The organism is Polaribacter staleyi (assembly GCF_038024045.1).
GTDB lineage: Bacteria > Bacteroidota > Bacteroidia > Flavobacteriales > Flavobacteriaceae > Polaribacter > Polaribacter butkevichii.
On record NZ_CP150665.1, the window covers coordinates 2,614,705 to 2,631,284 of the forward strand.

The window sequence follows — 16,580 nt, forward strand, 5'->3', positions numbered from 1 at the left end:
TATAGAAGTACAAAAAATGGAAAACGAAAACGACATCTTAAAATGGCTAAACAGAGATATTTCTGATGAAGAATTGACGCGTTTAAAAGAAACAAAAGACTTTACTACTCTAGAAAAAATTGCACATTATTCCACGCAAATAGAAACACCAAAAGTAGATGTAGAAAAAGCCCTTGCGGACTTAAAATTAAAGACAAAAAACACCACTAAAAAAGGCAAAGTTGTTTCCTTTAATTTTAAAAAATTCTACAAATATGCTGCTGCAATTGTTGTATTGTTAACAACATCGTATTTTCTACTTTTTAATAATGAAGCTAATTTTAAAACCCAATTTGCACAAACAAAAAGTTTTAATTTACCAGATAATTCTGAAGTAATTTTAAACGCAAACTCAGAAATTACCTATTCTAAAAAAGATTGGAAAAATAGTAGAAATTTAACCCTAAAGGGAGAAGCTTTTTTTAAGGTTGAAAAAGGAAAAAAGTTTACGGTAAATACTCAAATAGGAGCAGTAACCGTGCTTGGTACACAGTTTAACGTAAAAGAAAGAACTAATTATTTTGAAGTAAAAACTTACGAAGGTTTGGTAAGTGTTGCTTATAAAGATACCCTTGTAAAACTACCAAAAGGTACTATTTTTAAAGTAGTTAATGGTGTTATTGATACCAACAATACGTTTGATATTAGCGAGAAATCTTGGTTGCAAAAAGAGTCTAATTTTAAAAGTACTGCTTTGCGTTTTGTATTGCAAGAAATAGAAAATCAGTTTGATTATACGATTGAAACTAAAAACATCGATTTAGATATTTTATACTCTGGTGGTTTTACACATTCAGATATAAATGTAGCCTTAAAATCTATTACAATTCCGCTGCAATTGTCTTATAAAATTGATGGTAAAAAAATTACTATCTATACTTATGATCACTAAAATACGTCTTCTTTTATGTTGTTTATTATTGATGACAAGTGTTGTTTTTACTCAGAATTCTTCTGATAAAATTGCACTTTCTACCTTGTTATCAACATTAGAAAAAAGTTACGATATTAAGTTTTCTTATTCAGATACTGATGTAAAAGACATTTTTATACCACAACCAAAACAAGGAATTTCTATTGATGAATTATTATCATTTTTAAACAAAAAAACATTTTTACAGTTTAAAACTTTAGATAATAGATACGTAACCGTTTCATTTTTAAACAAAACCATTGCTATTTGCGGTACCGTTTTAGATGCCAAAACGCTAGAACCTTTATTACTAACTTCTGTAAAAGTAAATGGCTATAAATTAGGAACAACAACCAATAATAACGGTGTTTTTCATTTAAAAAATGTGCCTGTAAATGCTACTTTAAATATTTCTTTTATCGGTTTTAAAACTAAAAATTTTGCGGCTAAAGAATTGTTTTTACCCAGTTGTAAACAATTGTTTTTAGAAGAAGCCTTAGAGCAATTATCAGAAATTATAATGCCGCGTTTTTTAACTGCTGGTTTGCAAAAAAGTACTGATGGAAGTACGGTTTTAAATACCGAAAAATTCGGAATTTTACCGGGTTTAATAGAACCTGATATTTTACAAACTATTAAAATTTTACCAGGTGTAGAAAGTGTAAACGAAAGTATTTCTAATATTAACGTTAGAGGCGGTACAAACGACCAAAATTTAATTCTTTGGGATGGAATAAAAATGTACCATGCTGGTCATTTTTTCGGACTTATTTCTGCTTACAATCCGTATTTAACAAAGAAGGTTTCTGTGACTAAAAATGGTACAAGTAGTACTTTTTCAGACGGAGTTTCATCTACCATAAATATGGAAACTTCTAACAGAATTACCAATAAATTTTCTGGTGGTGCCGGTTTTAATTTATTAAGTGCAGATGCTTTTGTACAAGTACCTCTAAAAGAGAATTTAGAAGTACATATTTCTGCAAGAAGATCATTTACAGATGTTATTAACACACCAACATATAACAATTATTTCTCTAGAAGTTTTCAGGATAATTCTATTTCTTCAAATATTGTAAATAACACAGAATCAGATTTTTATTTCTACGATTATTCTTTTAAAGTTTTATATGATGTTAATTATAATCATGCCATAAGAACTAATTTTATCCACATTAAAAATAATTTAGATTATAAAGAACAATACACTTCTAATAATACACTTATTGAAGAAAATAGTGCTTTAAAACAAGAAAATGTAGGTGCAAAAATTAGTTGGGATGCAAATTGGAATGCCAAATTTTCTACTACATTATCTGCCTTTTATTCAGATTATAAAATTAATTCATCAGATTTTAATAATGATACTGATCAGTTTCAAACGCAGTTTAATAATGTCTTAGAAACAGAAATAAAACTGAATTCTAAATACGAATTTTCTGATGTTTTATTTTTTACTAACGGATTGGTATTTAATGAAATAGGCATTAGAAATACCACCACTGTAAACGCACCAACTTTTTCTACTACAGAAAAAAAAGTGTTATTAAAAAGTGCTTTTTATTCTGAAATTGAATATCAAAAAAACAATACTTATGCTAGGTTTGGAGTACGTGCAAACTATTTTGATAAGTTTAATAAATTTGTAATTGAACCTAGAATTAATATAAGACAACAGTTAAATACTGCCTTTTCTTTAAAATTAGAAGGTGAATTAAAAAACCAAACAACGGCGCAAAAAGTAGATTTTGAAGAAAATTTTTTAGGCATCGAAAAACGAAGATGGATTCTTTCTGACGATGAAAATATCCCTATAGTAAAAAGCAAACAAGTATCTTTTGGTACTGCCTATGCTAAAGATAAATTATACGTAGATATTACAAGTTTTTATAAAAAAGTAGACCGAATTACAGCAGCAAATCAAGGTTTTTACAACAACATACAAACCTTTAATTCTATTGGTAATTACGAGGTAAAAGGGGTTGAATTTTTAGTAAATAAACAAACTGAAAATATTAGTACTTGGTTAAGTTATACCTATTCTAAAAATGAGTATTCTTTCGATATTTTTTCTCCAGAAACCTTTGCCAATAGTTTAGATATTTCTCACTCTGTAAGTGCTGCATTTAATTACAGTTTTACTAAAAAATTAAAAGTGTCTTTTGGTGGTGTTTTACGTTCTGGTAAACCCTATACAAAACCTGTTCTAGGAAATGAAACCATACAAAACGGAAATAGAACCATTGTAAATTACGACAATCCTAACCAAGAAAATTTAGCTAATTTCTTTAGATTAGATCTTTCTGGAAGCTATAAATTAGATTTTTCTGATGCGCTAAAAGCAACTATTCGTCTTGGTTTTACCAACATTACAGATAAAAAAAATACAATAGATTCTTATTATGTTGTAGATGATAATAGCCAAAATAATGTAAGAAGAGTAGACAATTATTCACTGCCTTTTACACCTAACTTAAGTTTTAGAGTCCGTTTTTAAAAGAAAATAATTTACCTAAAATTTTATCACCTTTAAGTATTGAAAAGTAGAAATTTAAAGTTGAGTAAGTTTATGAGATTTCTCCTATCGTCGAAATGACAAGTTGGATGAAAACTAATTAATTTCTATTCATTCTAATATGCGGAATTCCGTCTTCTAAATATTCTTCACCAATTTGAATAAAATGATGAGATTCGTAGAATTTCTTTAAATATTTTTGTGCAGAAATAGTAATTTCAGCAACCTTAAAATGAGTTTTTATCGCTTCTATAGACGCCTTCATTAAATCGTGTCCGTAGCCATATTTTCTTTCGGGTGCAGCTACCACAACTCTACCAATACTACTGTTAGTAAAATAATCTCCTGGTTTAAAAATACGCGTGTAGGCCACTATTTTATCATTTTTAGTACCAAAAACATGCAAAGATTTTTGATCTTTAAAATCTACATCTTGGTATACACAATCTTGTTCTACCACAAAAACTTCAGATCGTAATTGAAGTATTTGATACAGTTCTGTAGTTGTTAACTCTAAGAAGGTTTTTATTTGAAAATTCATTATTTAAAGTCTTAATATTCTCTTTATTTTTTGGCTAAAAAAGTAAAATCACTCAAAAAACAACAGTTATTAACAGATTATCATTTCGAGTGATTCTTTTTAAATTTTGTATCGGAAAAAGTTATTTATCCAGCACAAGAAATTTTTTGTACTCTATCTCCATGTCTTCCACCTTCAAATTCTGTAGAAAGAAAAATATCTACAAAGCCTAATGCTTGTTGTAAAGACACAAAACGTGCAGGAATCGTTAAAACGTTTGCATTATTATGTTGTCTTGTTAAGGCTACCAATTCATTATTCCAACACAAGGCAGCTCTAATACCTTGGTGTTTATTAGCAGTCATTTGCGCTCCATTACCAGAACCACAAAGAATTATACCCATTTCTGCTTTACCACTTTCTACAGCATCTGCAGTTGGATGAATTGCATCTGGGTAATCCATAGAAGCATTTGTATCGGTTCCAAAATTTAGAACTTTATATCCTTTTTCTTCTAAATGTTTTATAATTTCGAATTTGTATTCTGTACCGGCGTGATCGTTACCAATGGCAATTGTCATAATTTAATTTTTATATATTGTCATTACGAAGAAGAATGACGAAGTAATCTTTTTATTAATTAACAGATTGCTTCATTACATTCGCAATGACATAGTTACATCAACAAAAATATAGTTTTTTATGGTTATCAACAGTTATAAACAATCAAAAAAATAGCTTTTTTAATAACTAATTAATTTTTAACTCTTTAGCTATGTTAGGTAATTGTTAAGAAGTATCGGTAAACTTTTACAAGTAAATTTGGTATTTAAAAAAAATATTACAATACAACGAGTACTATCACATACACAACTTTTTTTATGAGTTTTTGATAAAAGTTTATCAACATAAAATTAACCATTTGTTTACATAGATTTTAATGTTAACTATTAAGAATTTTAAGTGAACTACTGTTTATAACTATTGTTAATAACTCTAAAATTAAATTGATTTTTAAGCTTTTAAGTAACTCATAACTTGTCAATGATTTTTAATAACTCAAAAAAGAAAATAAAAAGTGATTTTTTTATAGTAGCTATTCACACACTATTATAACCATTATTGTTTTTTTTAAATTTAAAAAGAAAATATAATTATAATATAGAATGTTGATAACTGTTAGTAAAGTAAAATTTTTAAAATTGCTTTAATGAGATTACTTCATTTAAAGTTTCTTTGAAAAAGAATTTATAAAGTAGAGAAGAGATTGAAATAAAAGATGAAAGTACTAAACTGTTTTTTTCTCAGCATTTAAGAGAGATAAAGTATCTTTTTGAATTTCTACGAGTTCCTTTTCAACATTGTTGTTATTTAAAGAAGAATTTATACTCATTACCGTAACAACAATACCTGTAATAAATATAAATAAGAATAAAGCAATGATTTTACGTAGATTTTTCATCTTAATAATTGGTTCCTTTCTTATATAGACGTATTGATTTATAAAACGTTACACAAAAATTAAGATTTTTTTAACTTATTGAAATTTAAATTTTAAAAACTAGGAGGTACTGCATATAATTAGTAAGTTAATTAATCACTATTTTAAGCGAGATTTATAATTTAAAAAACTTTTTATTTAATCCCGTTGAAAAATGGGATTAAATATATATTAAAAACAAATCTATTATTAATTAACACAAAAATTAATGGCTTTTTCAACAATATCAACAGAAATAGTACCAGTTCCAATTAATTCTCCATCAGCTTGTATAAACGGTTTAGAAGATTGTGGAATAACCTTAATGGCTTTTGTTTTATGGGTTTCTACTTTTTTATGATGCACAATTTTTCCTGAATATAATTTTTTAAGATTAAAAAATAAATCTAAAATTGTTAAGTCTTTAGCAATTGTAATATCGAATAAACCATCCGAAGAATTTACATTTTCTGTAAACTGCATTCCACCACCAGAAAATTTACAAATACCAATAATTGTCATTAAACAATTAGTTTCTATAACTTTATCATCAAAAATAATTTTAAAAATAGTTTTTTTATAAAATAGTAAACCTGTTATTCCGCTTATTAAGTACGCAATAGATCCAAAACGTTTTAAAGTTTTTAGTTTATTAACAATATAACCATCGTATCCTAAACCAGCCACATTATTAAAATAGATAGTTTTACTTTCGGTTTTTAAAACACCAATATCTTGTAATATCGTGTTCTTTTTATGGATAATTTCTACAGCTTTTTCTATGTTATTAGGTATGTTATATGTTTTTATCCAGTCGTTGCCAGTTCCTAAAGGTATCACAGAAATAGTTATATCAGAAGTTTTTGCGTACCTTTGCATCATTATTCCGTTAACTACATTGTGTAGTGTTCCATCTCCACCAATCGAAATAATATTTCTAAACCCTTTTTGAATAGCGTTTTGTACCAATTCAATTTCGTGTTTAGAAAATTGTGTAAAAGCAAAAGAATAATCTATATTCTTGTTGTTTAATAATTGTTTAATTTCCTTCCACTGTATAGAAAATTTTAGATTTCCAGCGATAGGATTTGCAATTATAAACCAAGAATTATAAACACTAAACTTGTCTAATTGAGACATAAATAATAATTAAATTAAAGCCAAAATTCAATATTAGATTGATAACTATTTTTTAATGAAAATCACAGTAAAAAATTGTAATTTGGTAGTATATAATAAGAAGTAAGAATTAATGACAAAAAAGAAGAAAAAAATATATAAAAAGAAAGGGAATGTTGTAAAAGACTTAACCAGAAATATATTTAAAGTATTAAATGAAGACAGCGAAAAAACTTATAATCATAAGCAAATAGCTGCAAAATTAAAAATTTCTGATACTGATGGTAAAACCCAAATAGTAAAGAAATTAGCAGAATTAGCTGCAACAAAACAAATAAAAGAAGTAGAAAGAGGTAAGTTTCAAATTAATGTTGATAAAAAATATTCTATTGGTACTTTAGATGTAACATCTACAGGTAATGGATATTTTATTACGGATGATTATGAAGATGATATTTTTATTCCGAATATTAATTTAGGTAAAGGTTTGCATAACGATACTGTTAAAGCCTTTGTTTACAAAAGACGTAATGGAAAGAAATATGAAGCAGACGTTGTAGAAATTATAGAACGCGCAAAAACAGAATTTGTAGGAGTTTTACAAAAAAACAAAAACAAAAATTTTGGGTTTGTAGTGCCAGATAACAACAAAATGTATGCAGATATTTTTATTTCTGAAAGTAAAATGAATGGCGCAGTAGATGGCGATAAAGTTCAGGCAAAGCTTTTAGATTGGCCAAAAAACTCTAAAAATCCTTTTGGTAAAATTACAACTGTTCTTGGTAAACCAGGAGATCATAATACAGAAATGCATTCTATTTTATTAGAATATGGTTTGCCTTTTGAATTTGAACCAGAGGTTGAAAAAGAAGCACAAAATTTACCGATAGAAATTACAAAAGAAGAAATTTCTAAGCGTAGAGATATGCGTAAAGATTTAACTTTTACCATAGATCCTAAAGACGCAAAAGATTTTGATGATGCATTATCATTTACAAAATTAGAAAATGGTAATTATGAAATAGGAATTCATATTGCAGATGTTTCGCATTATTTAGAGCCTAAAACTATTTTAGATGATGAAGCTTATAAAAGAGCAACCTCTGTTTATTTAGTAGATAGAGTGGTACCAATGTTACCAGAAATGTTATCTAACGGAGTTTGTTCTTTAAGACCAAATGAAGAAAAATTAACGTTTTCTGCTGTTTTTGAATTGAATAAAAAAGCACAAATTGTAGGCGAGTGGTTTGGTAGAACCGTTACCTATTCAGACCAACGTTTTGCGTATGAAGAAGCACAATCTATTATAGAAAATGTAAAGTTATCTGACGATGTGCAGCCTTACGTTATGCCTAAAGATATTTCTATCATTGATAAAGAATACACAGTAACTCCAGAAATTGTAGGAGCTACATTAAAGTTAGACGAATTGGCTAAAATTCTTCGTAAAAAAAGAATGAAAGCTGGTGCAATTTCTTTTGATAGAGTAGAAGTGAAGTTTAATTTAGATGAAGAAGCAAACCCAGTAGGTGTTTTCTTTAAAGAATCTAAAGATGCTAATAAATTAATTGAAGAATTTATGTTATTAGCAAACAGAAAAGTAGCAGAATTTATTGGTTTTTCTAAAGGAAAAGCAACCAATAAAACTTTTATTTACAGAGTGCATGATGAGCCAGATGTAGAAAAGTTAGCTTCTTTAGAAAATATGGTTCGTAAATTTGGTTACAAAATTAATACAGATACTAAAAAAGCTACTTCAGACTCTTTAAATCAGTTATTAAGTGATGTACATGGTAAAGCAGAATCTAATATGATAGAAACTTTAACCATCAGAACCATGTCTAAAGCAGTGTATACCACTAAAAATATTGGTCATTACGGATTGGCTTTTGATTATTACAGCCATTTTACATCGCCAATTAGACGTTATCCAGATGTAATGACACATAGATTGCTTCAACATTATTTAGATGGCGGAGATTCGCCAAAATCAGATCCTTATGAAGAAAAGTGTAAACATTCATCTAATAGAGAAGAACTAGCTTCTAAAGCAGAAAGATCATCTATTAAGTACATGCAAGTAAAATACATGCAAGATCATAAAGATGAAATTTTTGATGGTGTAATAACAGGTGTTACAGAATGGGGTATTTATGTAGAAATTACGTCTAATAAATGTGAAGGAATGGTTAGAATTAAAGATATAAAAAGTGATTATTATATTTTTGATGAAAAACAGTATGCTATTGTTGGGCAATCTACTAAAAATTTGTACCAGTTAGGAGATGATGTTAAAGTAAGGGTAAAACATACCGATTTAGAAAGAAAACATTTAGATTTTAGTTTAATAGAAAAATAAAATTAGCAATTTTGCCACTATATAAACGTTATTAAGTTTTTATAGTGGTATGTTTATTGATTTAAACACGGTAATTAAATTTTAAAACAATGAAAAAAATAGTATTTATCTGCACACTAATGTTTAGTTTTACATTAGCTGCACAAACAACTATTACTAAAAATTTAGGAGATTATACTGAGTTAAAAGTGTATAATGGTATAGAGTTAGAGTTGATTAAATCTTCTGATCAAAGATTAGAAATCACCGGAGAAAAATCTGAAAAGGTAAAAATTAAGAATGTAAATAACACCTTAAAATTATCATTACCGTTTTCTTTAAAACCAGAAAATAATGCCGCAGATGGTAAAATTCTAATAAAACTTTATTACAACAAAAATATCGCTATTTTAGATGCCAACGAGGGCGCAACGATAACTGGTAAAGATTTTAACCAAGATAAACTAGAAGTAAACGCACAAGAAAGAGCATTTATCAACTTAACAACAAAAGTTAAATATCTTACCGTTAAAACTTCTTCTGGAGGAATCGTAAAACTTTCTGGTAGTACAAAAAACCAAGAAGTAGAAGTAGATTTATATGGTATTTACAATGGTTTTGGTATGAAAACATCAGGTAACTGTAATGTTTTTGCGGGTACAGGAGCTAAGGCAGAAATTTTAGCAGGACAAACATTAAGTGCTAAAGTAAGTTTTGGAGGATCTATATTTTACAAAGGAAATCCAGAAGTAGTAAAAGATAAAAAAGTTATTGGTGGTATTATTCAAAAAAGAAATTAACTAGAGTATCTGTTATATGCTTTTTTGTATCTTTGTATTCTTAAATTAAATAAAACATGTATAGTTTATCAACAAATTTTCTATTTATTGGGGGACCTCAATTAATAATCATTGTAGTAGTAGTTTTACTTTTATTTGGTGGAAAAAAGATTCCAGAATTAATGAAAGGTTTAGGAAGTGGAATTAAAGAGTTTAAAAACGCTGCTAAAGAAGATTCAGAAGATAAAATAGAAGAGAAGAAATAACGGTTTAATTCTTTTTTATAATCATAAAAAAAAAGCTCAATTTGTATAAACAAGTTGAGCTTTTGTATTTTGAATTAAAAAAATCCCCCAAAATTTTTAATCCTTTTTTATGTTCAACAAATATAGATTTCATAATTGATATTTTAAAAAATTTGTTGTAAACAGGAACTTTTTAGGGGTATTTGGGATAAATGGGAAGGGTTAACGTATCAATCTTTGTAAAGATTGCTTAGAAAAACTTCTTGATACAGGAATACTTGTAGAAATAAAATCTGATTTTAATAAATAGCCTCTTGCATTTCCAGAAATATCTGTTATGTAATCAATATTTACGATATAACTTTTATGGCATCTAATGATATTAGAATACTCTTTTAATTCAGTTGCTATTTTTGTTAAAGTAACTCTTAATATTTTTTCTTTTAACTCGTTATTTTTATTTATTAAAAAGAAACTTGCATAATTTCCTTGAGAAGTTACATAAACTAAATTATCTATAAGGAAAGTAATATTTTCTTTTCCGTTATCAGAGTAGATGCTAATTTCTTTGGCTAATTCTATTATCAGATCAATCTCTTTTTCTTTCTTAATTTCTTTAATTTCAGAAACCTTTTTTTCTCTTCTAATTCTTATCTTTTTTTCATTAAAAAATATAAAGAAGATTAATGGAATTAAACTTACTAAAAAAGTGTAAAAAAGAAATTCTAAAAAACTAATTTTTATTAGTTGATACGTCTCAGAATATATTTGAGTAATATACCATAAAAGTACACTACCTGATGTAACCCCTACAACCATTAAAAGTAGATTTCTACCAATAGTCCAATTATCTTCATTAAAGTATTCTTTAAAAATAAGTGCAGGTATGTATAAAAAAATAAAAGTACCTAAACATGTAATAATGCCTATACCTAAAGTATATTCTAAAATAATTACTTCAAATAGATTTAAATAAAAGGGTTTAAAAAGATATAAAAAAAGAAATATAAATAATCCATGAAAAAAACTTATTTTAAGTTTAAATTTTACCGATGGATTAAAATAATAAGGTATAGAAAGCCAATTAATAATTTTTTTCATTGAAAATTAATTTTTTAAGTTCTTCTTTTTTAAAACTTCTAGAAATAGGAATTTGTGTTGTTAATAATTCAGATTCTAAATAATACCCCCTTGCATTTCCACTTAAAGTATTAAAAAATGATGTATTTACTATATAAGATTTATGGCATCTAAAAATAGTAGGAAATTTTTTTATTTGAAGAAGCACATTAGATAAAGAATTTCTTAAAACTACTTCTTTAACTCCTTCTTCAGTTATTATATGAAAACTTGTATAATTACCAGTTACAGAAGTATAAATTAATTTATTAATATTTACTCGTAAGTTTTCTTTTTTATTTTCTGAATAGATTGTTATTTCTTGTGCTTTTATCTGATTATTTTTTTTCTTTTTTTTAAAATCTAGGATTAAATCATTTAATAAAAATATGGTTGCAAAAGATAGTATAGCTAAGCTAGAAGAGTACTTAGAAAAGAGTAAAAAACTTAATTTAACTAAACCAGTAATATCTTTATAAATACCACTTGAAAACCATAAAATGTAATTATAAATTACTAAAAAACAAATAGATAATAGAGCAAGAGATCCAATAGTCCATTTTTTATAATTTATTTTTTCTAAGAATACAAATATTAAAAATGGAAGTATAAAGGTTAAGATTCCCATTAAGATAGTATACCCAAATAAATGTTCTTTTAATAGATATAATTTAAAAGGTTTAAATACGTTTAAAAATAGAAAAACTAATAGTCCGTGTAATACAGTTATTGATAACTTATTTATAATAAAAGTCTCTAGACTAAAAGGTTTTATCAAAGCTTAATTTTTGGTAAAAAATAAAAAATAATTATTAATTACCTTAAGTGTTTTGTTATAAACTTAGTTTTATTTATAGTTTTACAGCTGTACCAGAGGCTGTAACCATTAGCATTCCTCCATTAGAACCTACAGTTTCATAATCTAAATCTACGCCAACAATAGCTTCTGCGCCTAATGAATTTGCCATTTGTTGCATTTCTTTTAAAGCAGAATCTTTTGCTTCTCGCAAAACTTTTTCATAAGAACCAGAACGACCACCTACTATATCTCTAATTCCTGCAAAGAAATCTTTAATAAAATTTGCTCCAATAATGGTTTCTCCTGTTACAATACCTAAATATTGAGTTGCAGGTCTGTTTTCTATGGTGGGTGTAGTTGTTACAATCATTTCTTTTTAATTTTTTTATTATAAAAATTCACCTTTTATTGTTGTTATAAAAGGTGAAGTAAAATCTTATATAATTATTTATCTAATTTTTTAGGTTTTGCATTTTTCATAGCTTCTCCAATTTGATTACTTGCTGTAAAACTAGCTACCATATCGTTTAACATTTGACTTCCTGCTTGTGGCGAATTTGGTAATAATATTAAATTACTGTTTGTTTCACTACCAATAGACTGTAAAGTATCATAATGCTGTGTTACAACGATTAATGCAGATGCTTCTTGACTGTTTATACCAACTCTATTTAAAACGTCTACAGACTCTTCTAAACCACGTGCAATTTCTCTTCTTTGGTCTGCAATACCTTGTCCTTGTAAACGTTTACTTTCTGCTTCTGCCTTTGCTTTTTCTACAATTAATATACGTTGTGCATCTCCTTCATATTGTGCGGCTGTTTTTTCTCTATCTGCAGCATTAATTCTATTCATAGCTATTTTTACCTGAGCATCTGGATCAATATCAGTAACTAAGGTTCTAATAATATCAAAACCATAATCAGACATGGCATCATTTAATTCAGTTTTTACAGCAATAGCAATATCATCTTTTTTTACAAAAACATCGTCTAATTTCATTTTTGGTACTTCTGCTCTTACCACATCAAAAACATAACTTGTTATTTGTTCATGAGGGTAATCTAATTTATAAAAAGAATCATATACTTTATCTTTAATTACTTTGTATTGTACAGAAACTTTTAGTTTTACAAATACATCATCTAATGTTTTTGTTTCTATAATTACATCTAATTGTTGAATTTTTAAACTCAATTTTCCTGCAACTTTATCAACAAAAGGAATTTTTAAATGAAGTCCTGATTGACGAATGCTGTGAAATTTTCCAAAACGTTCTATAATAGCGGCTGATTGTTGTTTTACCATAAAAAAGGAAGCAAAAAGAACAAGTGCACCAAGTACGATAATAATAGGTATTGAAGATAACATAGTTTATTTTTTAATTAATAATTTGATTTACGTAAAGATACTGATTTTCAGTAGTTATTCATAGGACGCATTTTTATATATATGTTACACTTTTTTTTAAAAATAAAACCCTGTAAAAATTTAATTTTACAGGGTTTTATTATAGTTAACATTTTAATTTATTCTTCTTCTTTCGGAAAAACTTTATATATTTTTCTATTATACTTAATCCATTTTTTATATTGCTTTTCAGAAAGTAGATTCTTCATAGTTTTATCTAATTTTAGATCTTCTTCTTTAAGTACTACAGAAATAGGTTTTAAGTTCTCATTCATGGTTGTCATTACCTTTTTCTGAGAAGAATTATCACCAGTTGACATCACTTTTTTCTGATAATTTTCTACCATATCTTTGGTACTTCTTAATACAAAAGTATTAATTCTGGTAATGTCTTTAATATCTTTATTGTATTTAGTTAATACTTTTTCAAACTCTTGTCCTTCTTTAGAAGAAAGTTTAATGCTCGATTTTTTTGCTGCTTTTTCAATATCATAAACTACAATCCCTATATATCTTTCTACATCAAAATTTGGTTCTGGTGCTTTTTGTTCTGTTTGCATCATTTGGTTCTGACGTCTGCCTTGGCCTTGGCTATTGCCGTATCCATATTGTGCTTGTGTTGTAATGGCACAAAACAGTAAAATAAATAGGATTATATTTTTCATAATTATAATTTTTCGATTGCGTTTTCTAATCTTTTAATAGTTTCTTCTTTACCAATCATTGCAATAATATCAAATAAATGTGGTCCTGCTAATTTACCAACTAAAGACAATCTTAAAGGTTGCATTACTTTACCAAAGCCAATTTCTTTAGCAGTAATCCATTCTTTAATTTCTTTCTCTGTATTTTCTGATGTAAAATCTTCGATTGATGAAATTTGAGTAATTAATTCTTGCATTAGTTCTGCAGTTCCTTCTTTCCAGTTTTTCTTACTAGCTTTAGCATCGTATTCTGTTGGAGTTTCAAAAAAGAAACTAGATAAATCCCAAAAATCATGTACAAAAACTGCTCTTTCTTTAATAGATGCAACTACCTTTAAAACAAATTCTTTGTCTTTAGTAATTCCTTTTGCTGATAAAATAGGCAAAAACAACTCAGTCAATGATTCATCATCTTTCGTTTGCATATATTGTTGATTGAACCACTTTGCTTTATCTGGGTTAAATTTTGCACCAGATTTACTAACGCGTTTTAATTCGAAAGCTTCTATTAAAGCTTCTAAATTAAAAATTTCTTGTTCTGTTCCAGGATTCCATCCTAAGAAAGCCAACATATTTATAAAAGCATCAGAAAAATAACCATCTTCTTTATAACCACGTGAAACATCACCTGTAACATCGTTTGTATATTCTAAAGGAAATACCGGGAAACCTAATTTATCTCCATCTCGTTTGCTTAATTTTCCTTTACCAACTGGTTTTAAAATTAATGGCAAATGTGCAAATTTAGGAGCATCCCAACCAAAAGCTTTGTATAATAAAACGTGTAATGGCATAGAAGGTAACCATTCTTCTCCACGAATAACATGAGAGATCTCCATTAAATGATCATCAACAATATTTGCTAAATGATAGGTTGGCATACCATCTCCTTTAAATAAAATTTTATCATCTAAAGTATTGGTATCAATTCTAATATTTCCACGAATTTCATCTTCCATTCTTAAAAGCTCATCTTGAGGCGTTTTAAAACGGATTACATAATTTTCGCCAGAATTTATTCTGTTTTGTACTTCTTCATCAGTTAAAACTAAAGAGTTTACTAAAGTTCCGCCTGCTCTGTTATGCCAGTTATAGATAAAAGTTTTACCTTCTGCTTCATGCGCTTTTCTTTCTGCGTCTAAAGCTTCAGAAGAATCAAAACAGTAATATGCCCAACCAGTTTCAATGAGTTTATCTGCATATTCTTTGTACAATTCTTTACGTTCTGATTGTCTGTAAGGGCCAAATTTTTCGTTCTTTCCTGGGCCTTCATCAAAAGGAATATTACACCATTCTAAAGCGTCTATAATATATTGTTCTGCATTTGCAACATAACGTGTTTGGTCTGTGTCTTCTATACGAAGTACAAAAGTTCCGTTATATTTTTTTGCAAATAAATAATTATATAAAGCTGTTCTTACACCACCAATATGCAAAGGTCCTGTAGGACTTGGTGCAAAACGAACACGTACATTAGATTCCATCTTTTCTATTTTTTATGATTGCAAAGATAGTTTTCTAAAGGCATAAAAAAAAGCCTTTAGAAAAGGCTTTTAAGTTGTTTTTTATATTGTAAACTATTTAGAATTTTTTATAAATTCCTACAGATAACGCTACTTGTTTGGCAACATTGTTTCCAAAAAAAGCTGCGGGTAAACTTGCGGTAACTCCAAAATTGTCAGAAAACTCTCCAATTGCTTTTACACCCACAACACCATATTCTTGATCATTTACATATAAAGCTGTTGCTGAATTAGAATTTTGTAAATCAATGTCTCCATTTTTAAAAGACTTTTCTATATCTAGAAAACCAATTAACCAAATATGCTTAGAAATTTTACCACCATATTCTCCACCAATTTTAAAGTTAGATGAGTAATTATTTGTTCTAATTTTGGTTCCTAAAAAAGTTTGCAAATAAGATGTATTAAAACTTTTACCTGCTAAAAATAGCGGAGTGAAAGTAAAGGCATCATAACCAGTTCTTATTCCTGAATTTTCATTAAAAGAACCCGTATTTGTTTCTATAGAAAACTGGCCGGAAAGCAACCAATCTTTTTTGTAAAAATTGTGTTTTAAACCAACTTCAATGTTTCCTAAAGAGTTTTCTTTATTTGTATGTTCTGGACAAGGACCAACTAAACACGGATTTACCAATTCTTTGTGTTTAATAATTTTATAAGGCAAATTTACAATTAGAGTTGTGTTGTTAGTAATACCATATTCTCCATAAAGTTGTATGGTATTATCTGTTATTTTTCCTTCTATAGCATAATCCGGGTCACCAAATAATTCGTTATAATTTGGTATGGTAGTAAATGATAATTGGGTGTAGAATTTTCCTTTTTCTTGTGTCCAAGGACCTTGTGAAAAGGCAGAAATACTAATAAATAAAAATAGAAGTTTTGATAAATTTTTCATAGTGTAAAGATGTATTTTTTTGTTAGTTGTCTATTTTTTTTAAAACTTACAACTCTTTAATATTGTGAGAAGTATCAAATATTAGATGTAAATGTACCTTTAAGGTTGCGTTAAAATTCTTATTATTTTAGGATGTATTTGGTTTTATGATGTAATTTGATGGTGTATCAATGTAAAAA

Annotated in this window: 16 protein-coding genes; 5 read left to right on the top strand and 11 right to left on the bottom strand. The window is 27.4% G+C overall.

Going from position 1 to position 16,580, the window contains the following annotated elements:
• The first annotated feature begins 16 nt into the window (after positions 1-16).
• Together WHD07_RS11275 and WHD07_RS11280 are read left to right on the top strand one after the other, a co-directional pair.
• Complete coding sequence (locus WHD07_RS11275) at positions 17-931, top strand: FecR family protein (protein WP_105049687.1); 915 nt, start codon at positions 17-19, stop codon at positions 929-931.
• Complete coding sequence (locus tag WHD07_RS11280; protein WP_343328466.1) at positions 921-3,449, top strand: TonB-dependent receptor; 2,529 nt, start codon at positions 921-923, stop codon at positions 3,447-3,449. The genes WHD07_RS11275 and WHD07_RS11280 overlap by 11 nt, the downstream gene beginning before the upstream one ends.
• Positions 3,450-3,567: 118 nt before the next feature.
• Here the strand turns inward: WHD07_RS11280 and WHD07_RS11285 are convergent, their stop codons facing one another.
• From WHD07_RS11285 to WHD07_RS11300, 4 genes are all read right to left on the bottom strand, one after another.
• Positions 3,568-4,008 carry a GNAT family N-acetyltransferase gene (locus WHD07_RS11285; protein ID WP_343328467.1) on the bottom strand — a complete coding sequence of 147 codons (441 nt, stop codon included), beginning with the start codon at positions 4,006-4,008 and terminating at the stop codon, positions 3,568-3,570.
• Positions 4,009-4,133: 125 nt separating this feature from the next.
• Positions 4,134-4,568 (bottom strand): ribose 5-phosphate isomerase B, encoded by a 435-nt coding sequence (gene rpiB, locus WHD07_RS11290; RefSeq protein ID WP_158839757.1) that lies wholly within the window; start codon positions 4,566-4,568, stop codon positions 4,134-4,136.
• A gap of 707 nt (positions 4,569-5,275) precedes the next feature.
• Positions 5,276-5,449 carry a hypothetical protein gene (locus tag WHD07_RS11295; RefSeq protein WP_170062911.1) on the bottom strand — a complete coding sequence of 58 codons (174 nt, stop codon included), beginning with the start codon at positions 5,447-5,449 and terminating at the stop codon, positions 5,276-5,278.
• A 228-nt stretch (positions 5,450-5,677) separates the two neighbouring features.
• Entirely contained in the window at positions 5,678-6,607 is a 930-nt protein-coding gene (locus tag WHD07_RS11300) for a diacylglycerol kinase family protein (protein WP_343328468.1), read from the bottom strand.
• A gap of 112 nt (positions 6,608-6,719) precedes the next feature.
• Here WHD07_RS11300 and rnr point away from each other — a divergent pair, with 112 nt between their 5' ends.
• From rnr to tatA, 3 genes are all read left to right on the top strand, one after another.
• On the top strand, positions 6,720-8,945 hold the full coding sequence (gene rnr / locus WHD07_RS11305; protein WP_343328469.1) for a ribonuclease R: 2,226 nt from the start codon (positions 6,720-6,722) through the stop codon (positions 8,943-8,945).
• Positions 8,946-9,034: 89 nt separating this feature from the next.
• Positions 9,035-9,724, top strand: coding sequence for a head GIN domain-containing protein (locus WHD07_RS11310; RefSeq protein WP_343328470.1), 690 nt, complete (start codon positions 9,035-9,037; stop codon positions 9,722-9,724).
• Positions 9,725-9,780: 56 nt separating this feature from the next.
• Positions 9,781-9,969, top strand: coding sequence for a twin-arginine translocase TatA/TatE family subunit (gene tatA / locus WHD07_RS11315; RefSeq protein ID WP_343328471.1), 189 nt, complete (start codon positions 9,781-9,783; stop codon positions 9,967-9,969).
• Between the two features lie 201 nt (positions 9,970-10,170).
• On the opposite strand, the gene WHD07_RS11320 is transcribed toward tatA, so the two are convergent.
• The 7 genes from WHD07_RS11320 to WHD07_RS11350 form a co-directional block, all read right to left on the bottom strand.
• A complete protein-coding gene (locus tag WHD07_RS11320; RefSeq protein ID WP_343328472.1) occupies positions 10,171-11,049 on the bottom strand; it encodes a LytTR family DNA-binding domain-containing protein in 879 nt (292 codons plus the stop codon).
• Positions 11,033-11,845, bottom strand: a complete 813-nt coding sequence (locus WHD07_RS11325; RefSeq protein WP_343328473.1) for a LytTR family transcriptional regulator DNA-binding domain-containing protein — start codon at positions 11,843-11,845, stop codon at positions 11,033-11,035. Before WHD07_RS11325 ends, WHD07_RS11320 begins: the two co-directional genes overlap by 17 nt.
• A gap of 73 nt (positions 11,846-11,918) precedes the next feature.
• Complete coding sequence (locus WHD07_RS11330; protein WP_343328474.1) at positions 11,919-12,236, bottom strand: heavy metal-binding domain-containing protein; 318 nt, start codon at positions 12,234-12,236, stop codon at positions 11,919-11,921.
• A 74-nt stretch (positions 12,237-12,310) separates the two neighbouring features.
• Positions 12,311-13,237 carry an SPFH domain-containing protein gene (locus WHD07_RS11335; protein ID WP_343328475.1) on the bottom strand — a complete coding sequence of 309 codons (927 nt, stop codon included), beginning with the start codon at positions 13,235-13,237 and terminating at the stop codon, positions 12,311-12,313.
• A gap of 158 nt (positions 13,238-13,395) precedes the next feature.
• Positions 13,396-13,941: a hypothetical protein gene (locus tag WHD07_RS11340; protein WP_343328476.1), complete on the bottom strand. Its 546-nt coding sequence runs from the start codon at positions 13,939-13,941 to the stop codon at positions 13,396-13,398.
• Between the two features lie 2 nt (positions 13,942-13,943).
• A complete protein-coding gene (gene gltX / locus WHD07_RS11345; protein WP_343328477.1) occupies positions 13,944-15,464 on the bottom strand; it encodes a glutamate--tRNA ligase in 1,521 nt (506 codons plus the stop codon).
• 97 nt (positions 15,465-15,561) lie between these two features.
• Entirely contained in the window at positions 15,562-16,401 is an 840-nt protein-coding gene (locus WHD07_RS11350; protein WP_343328478.1) for a hypothetical protein, read from the bottom strand.
• Positions 16,402-16,580 lie beyond the last annotated feature (179 nt).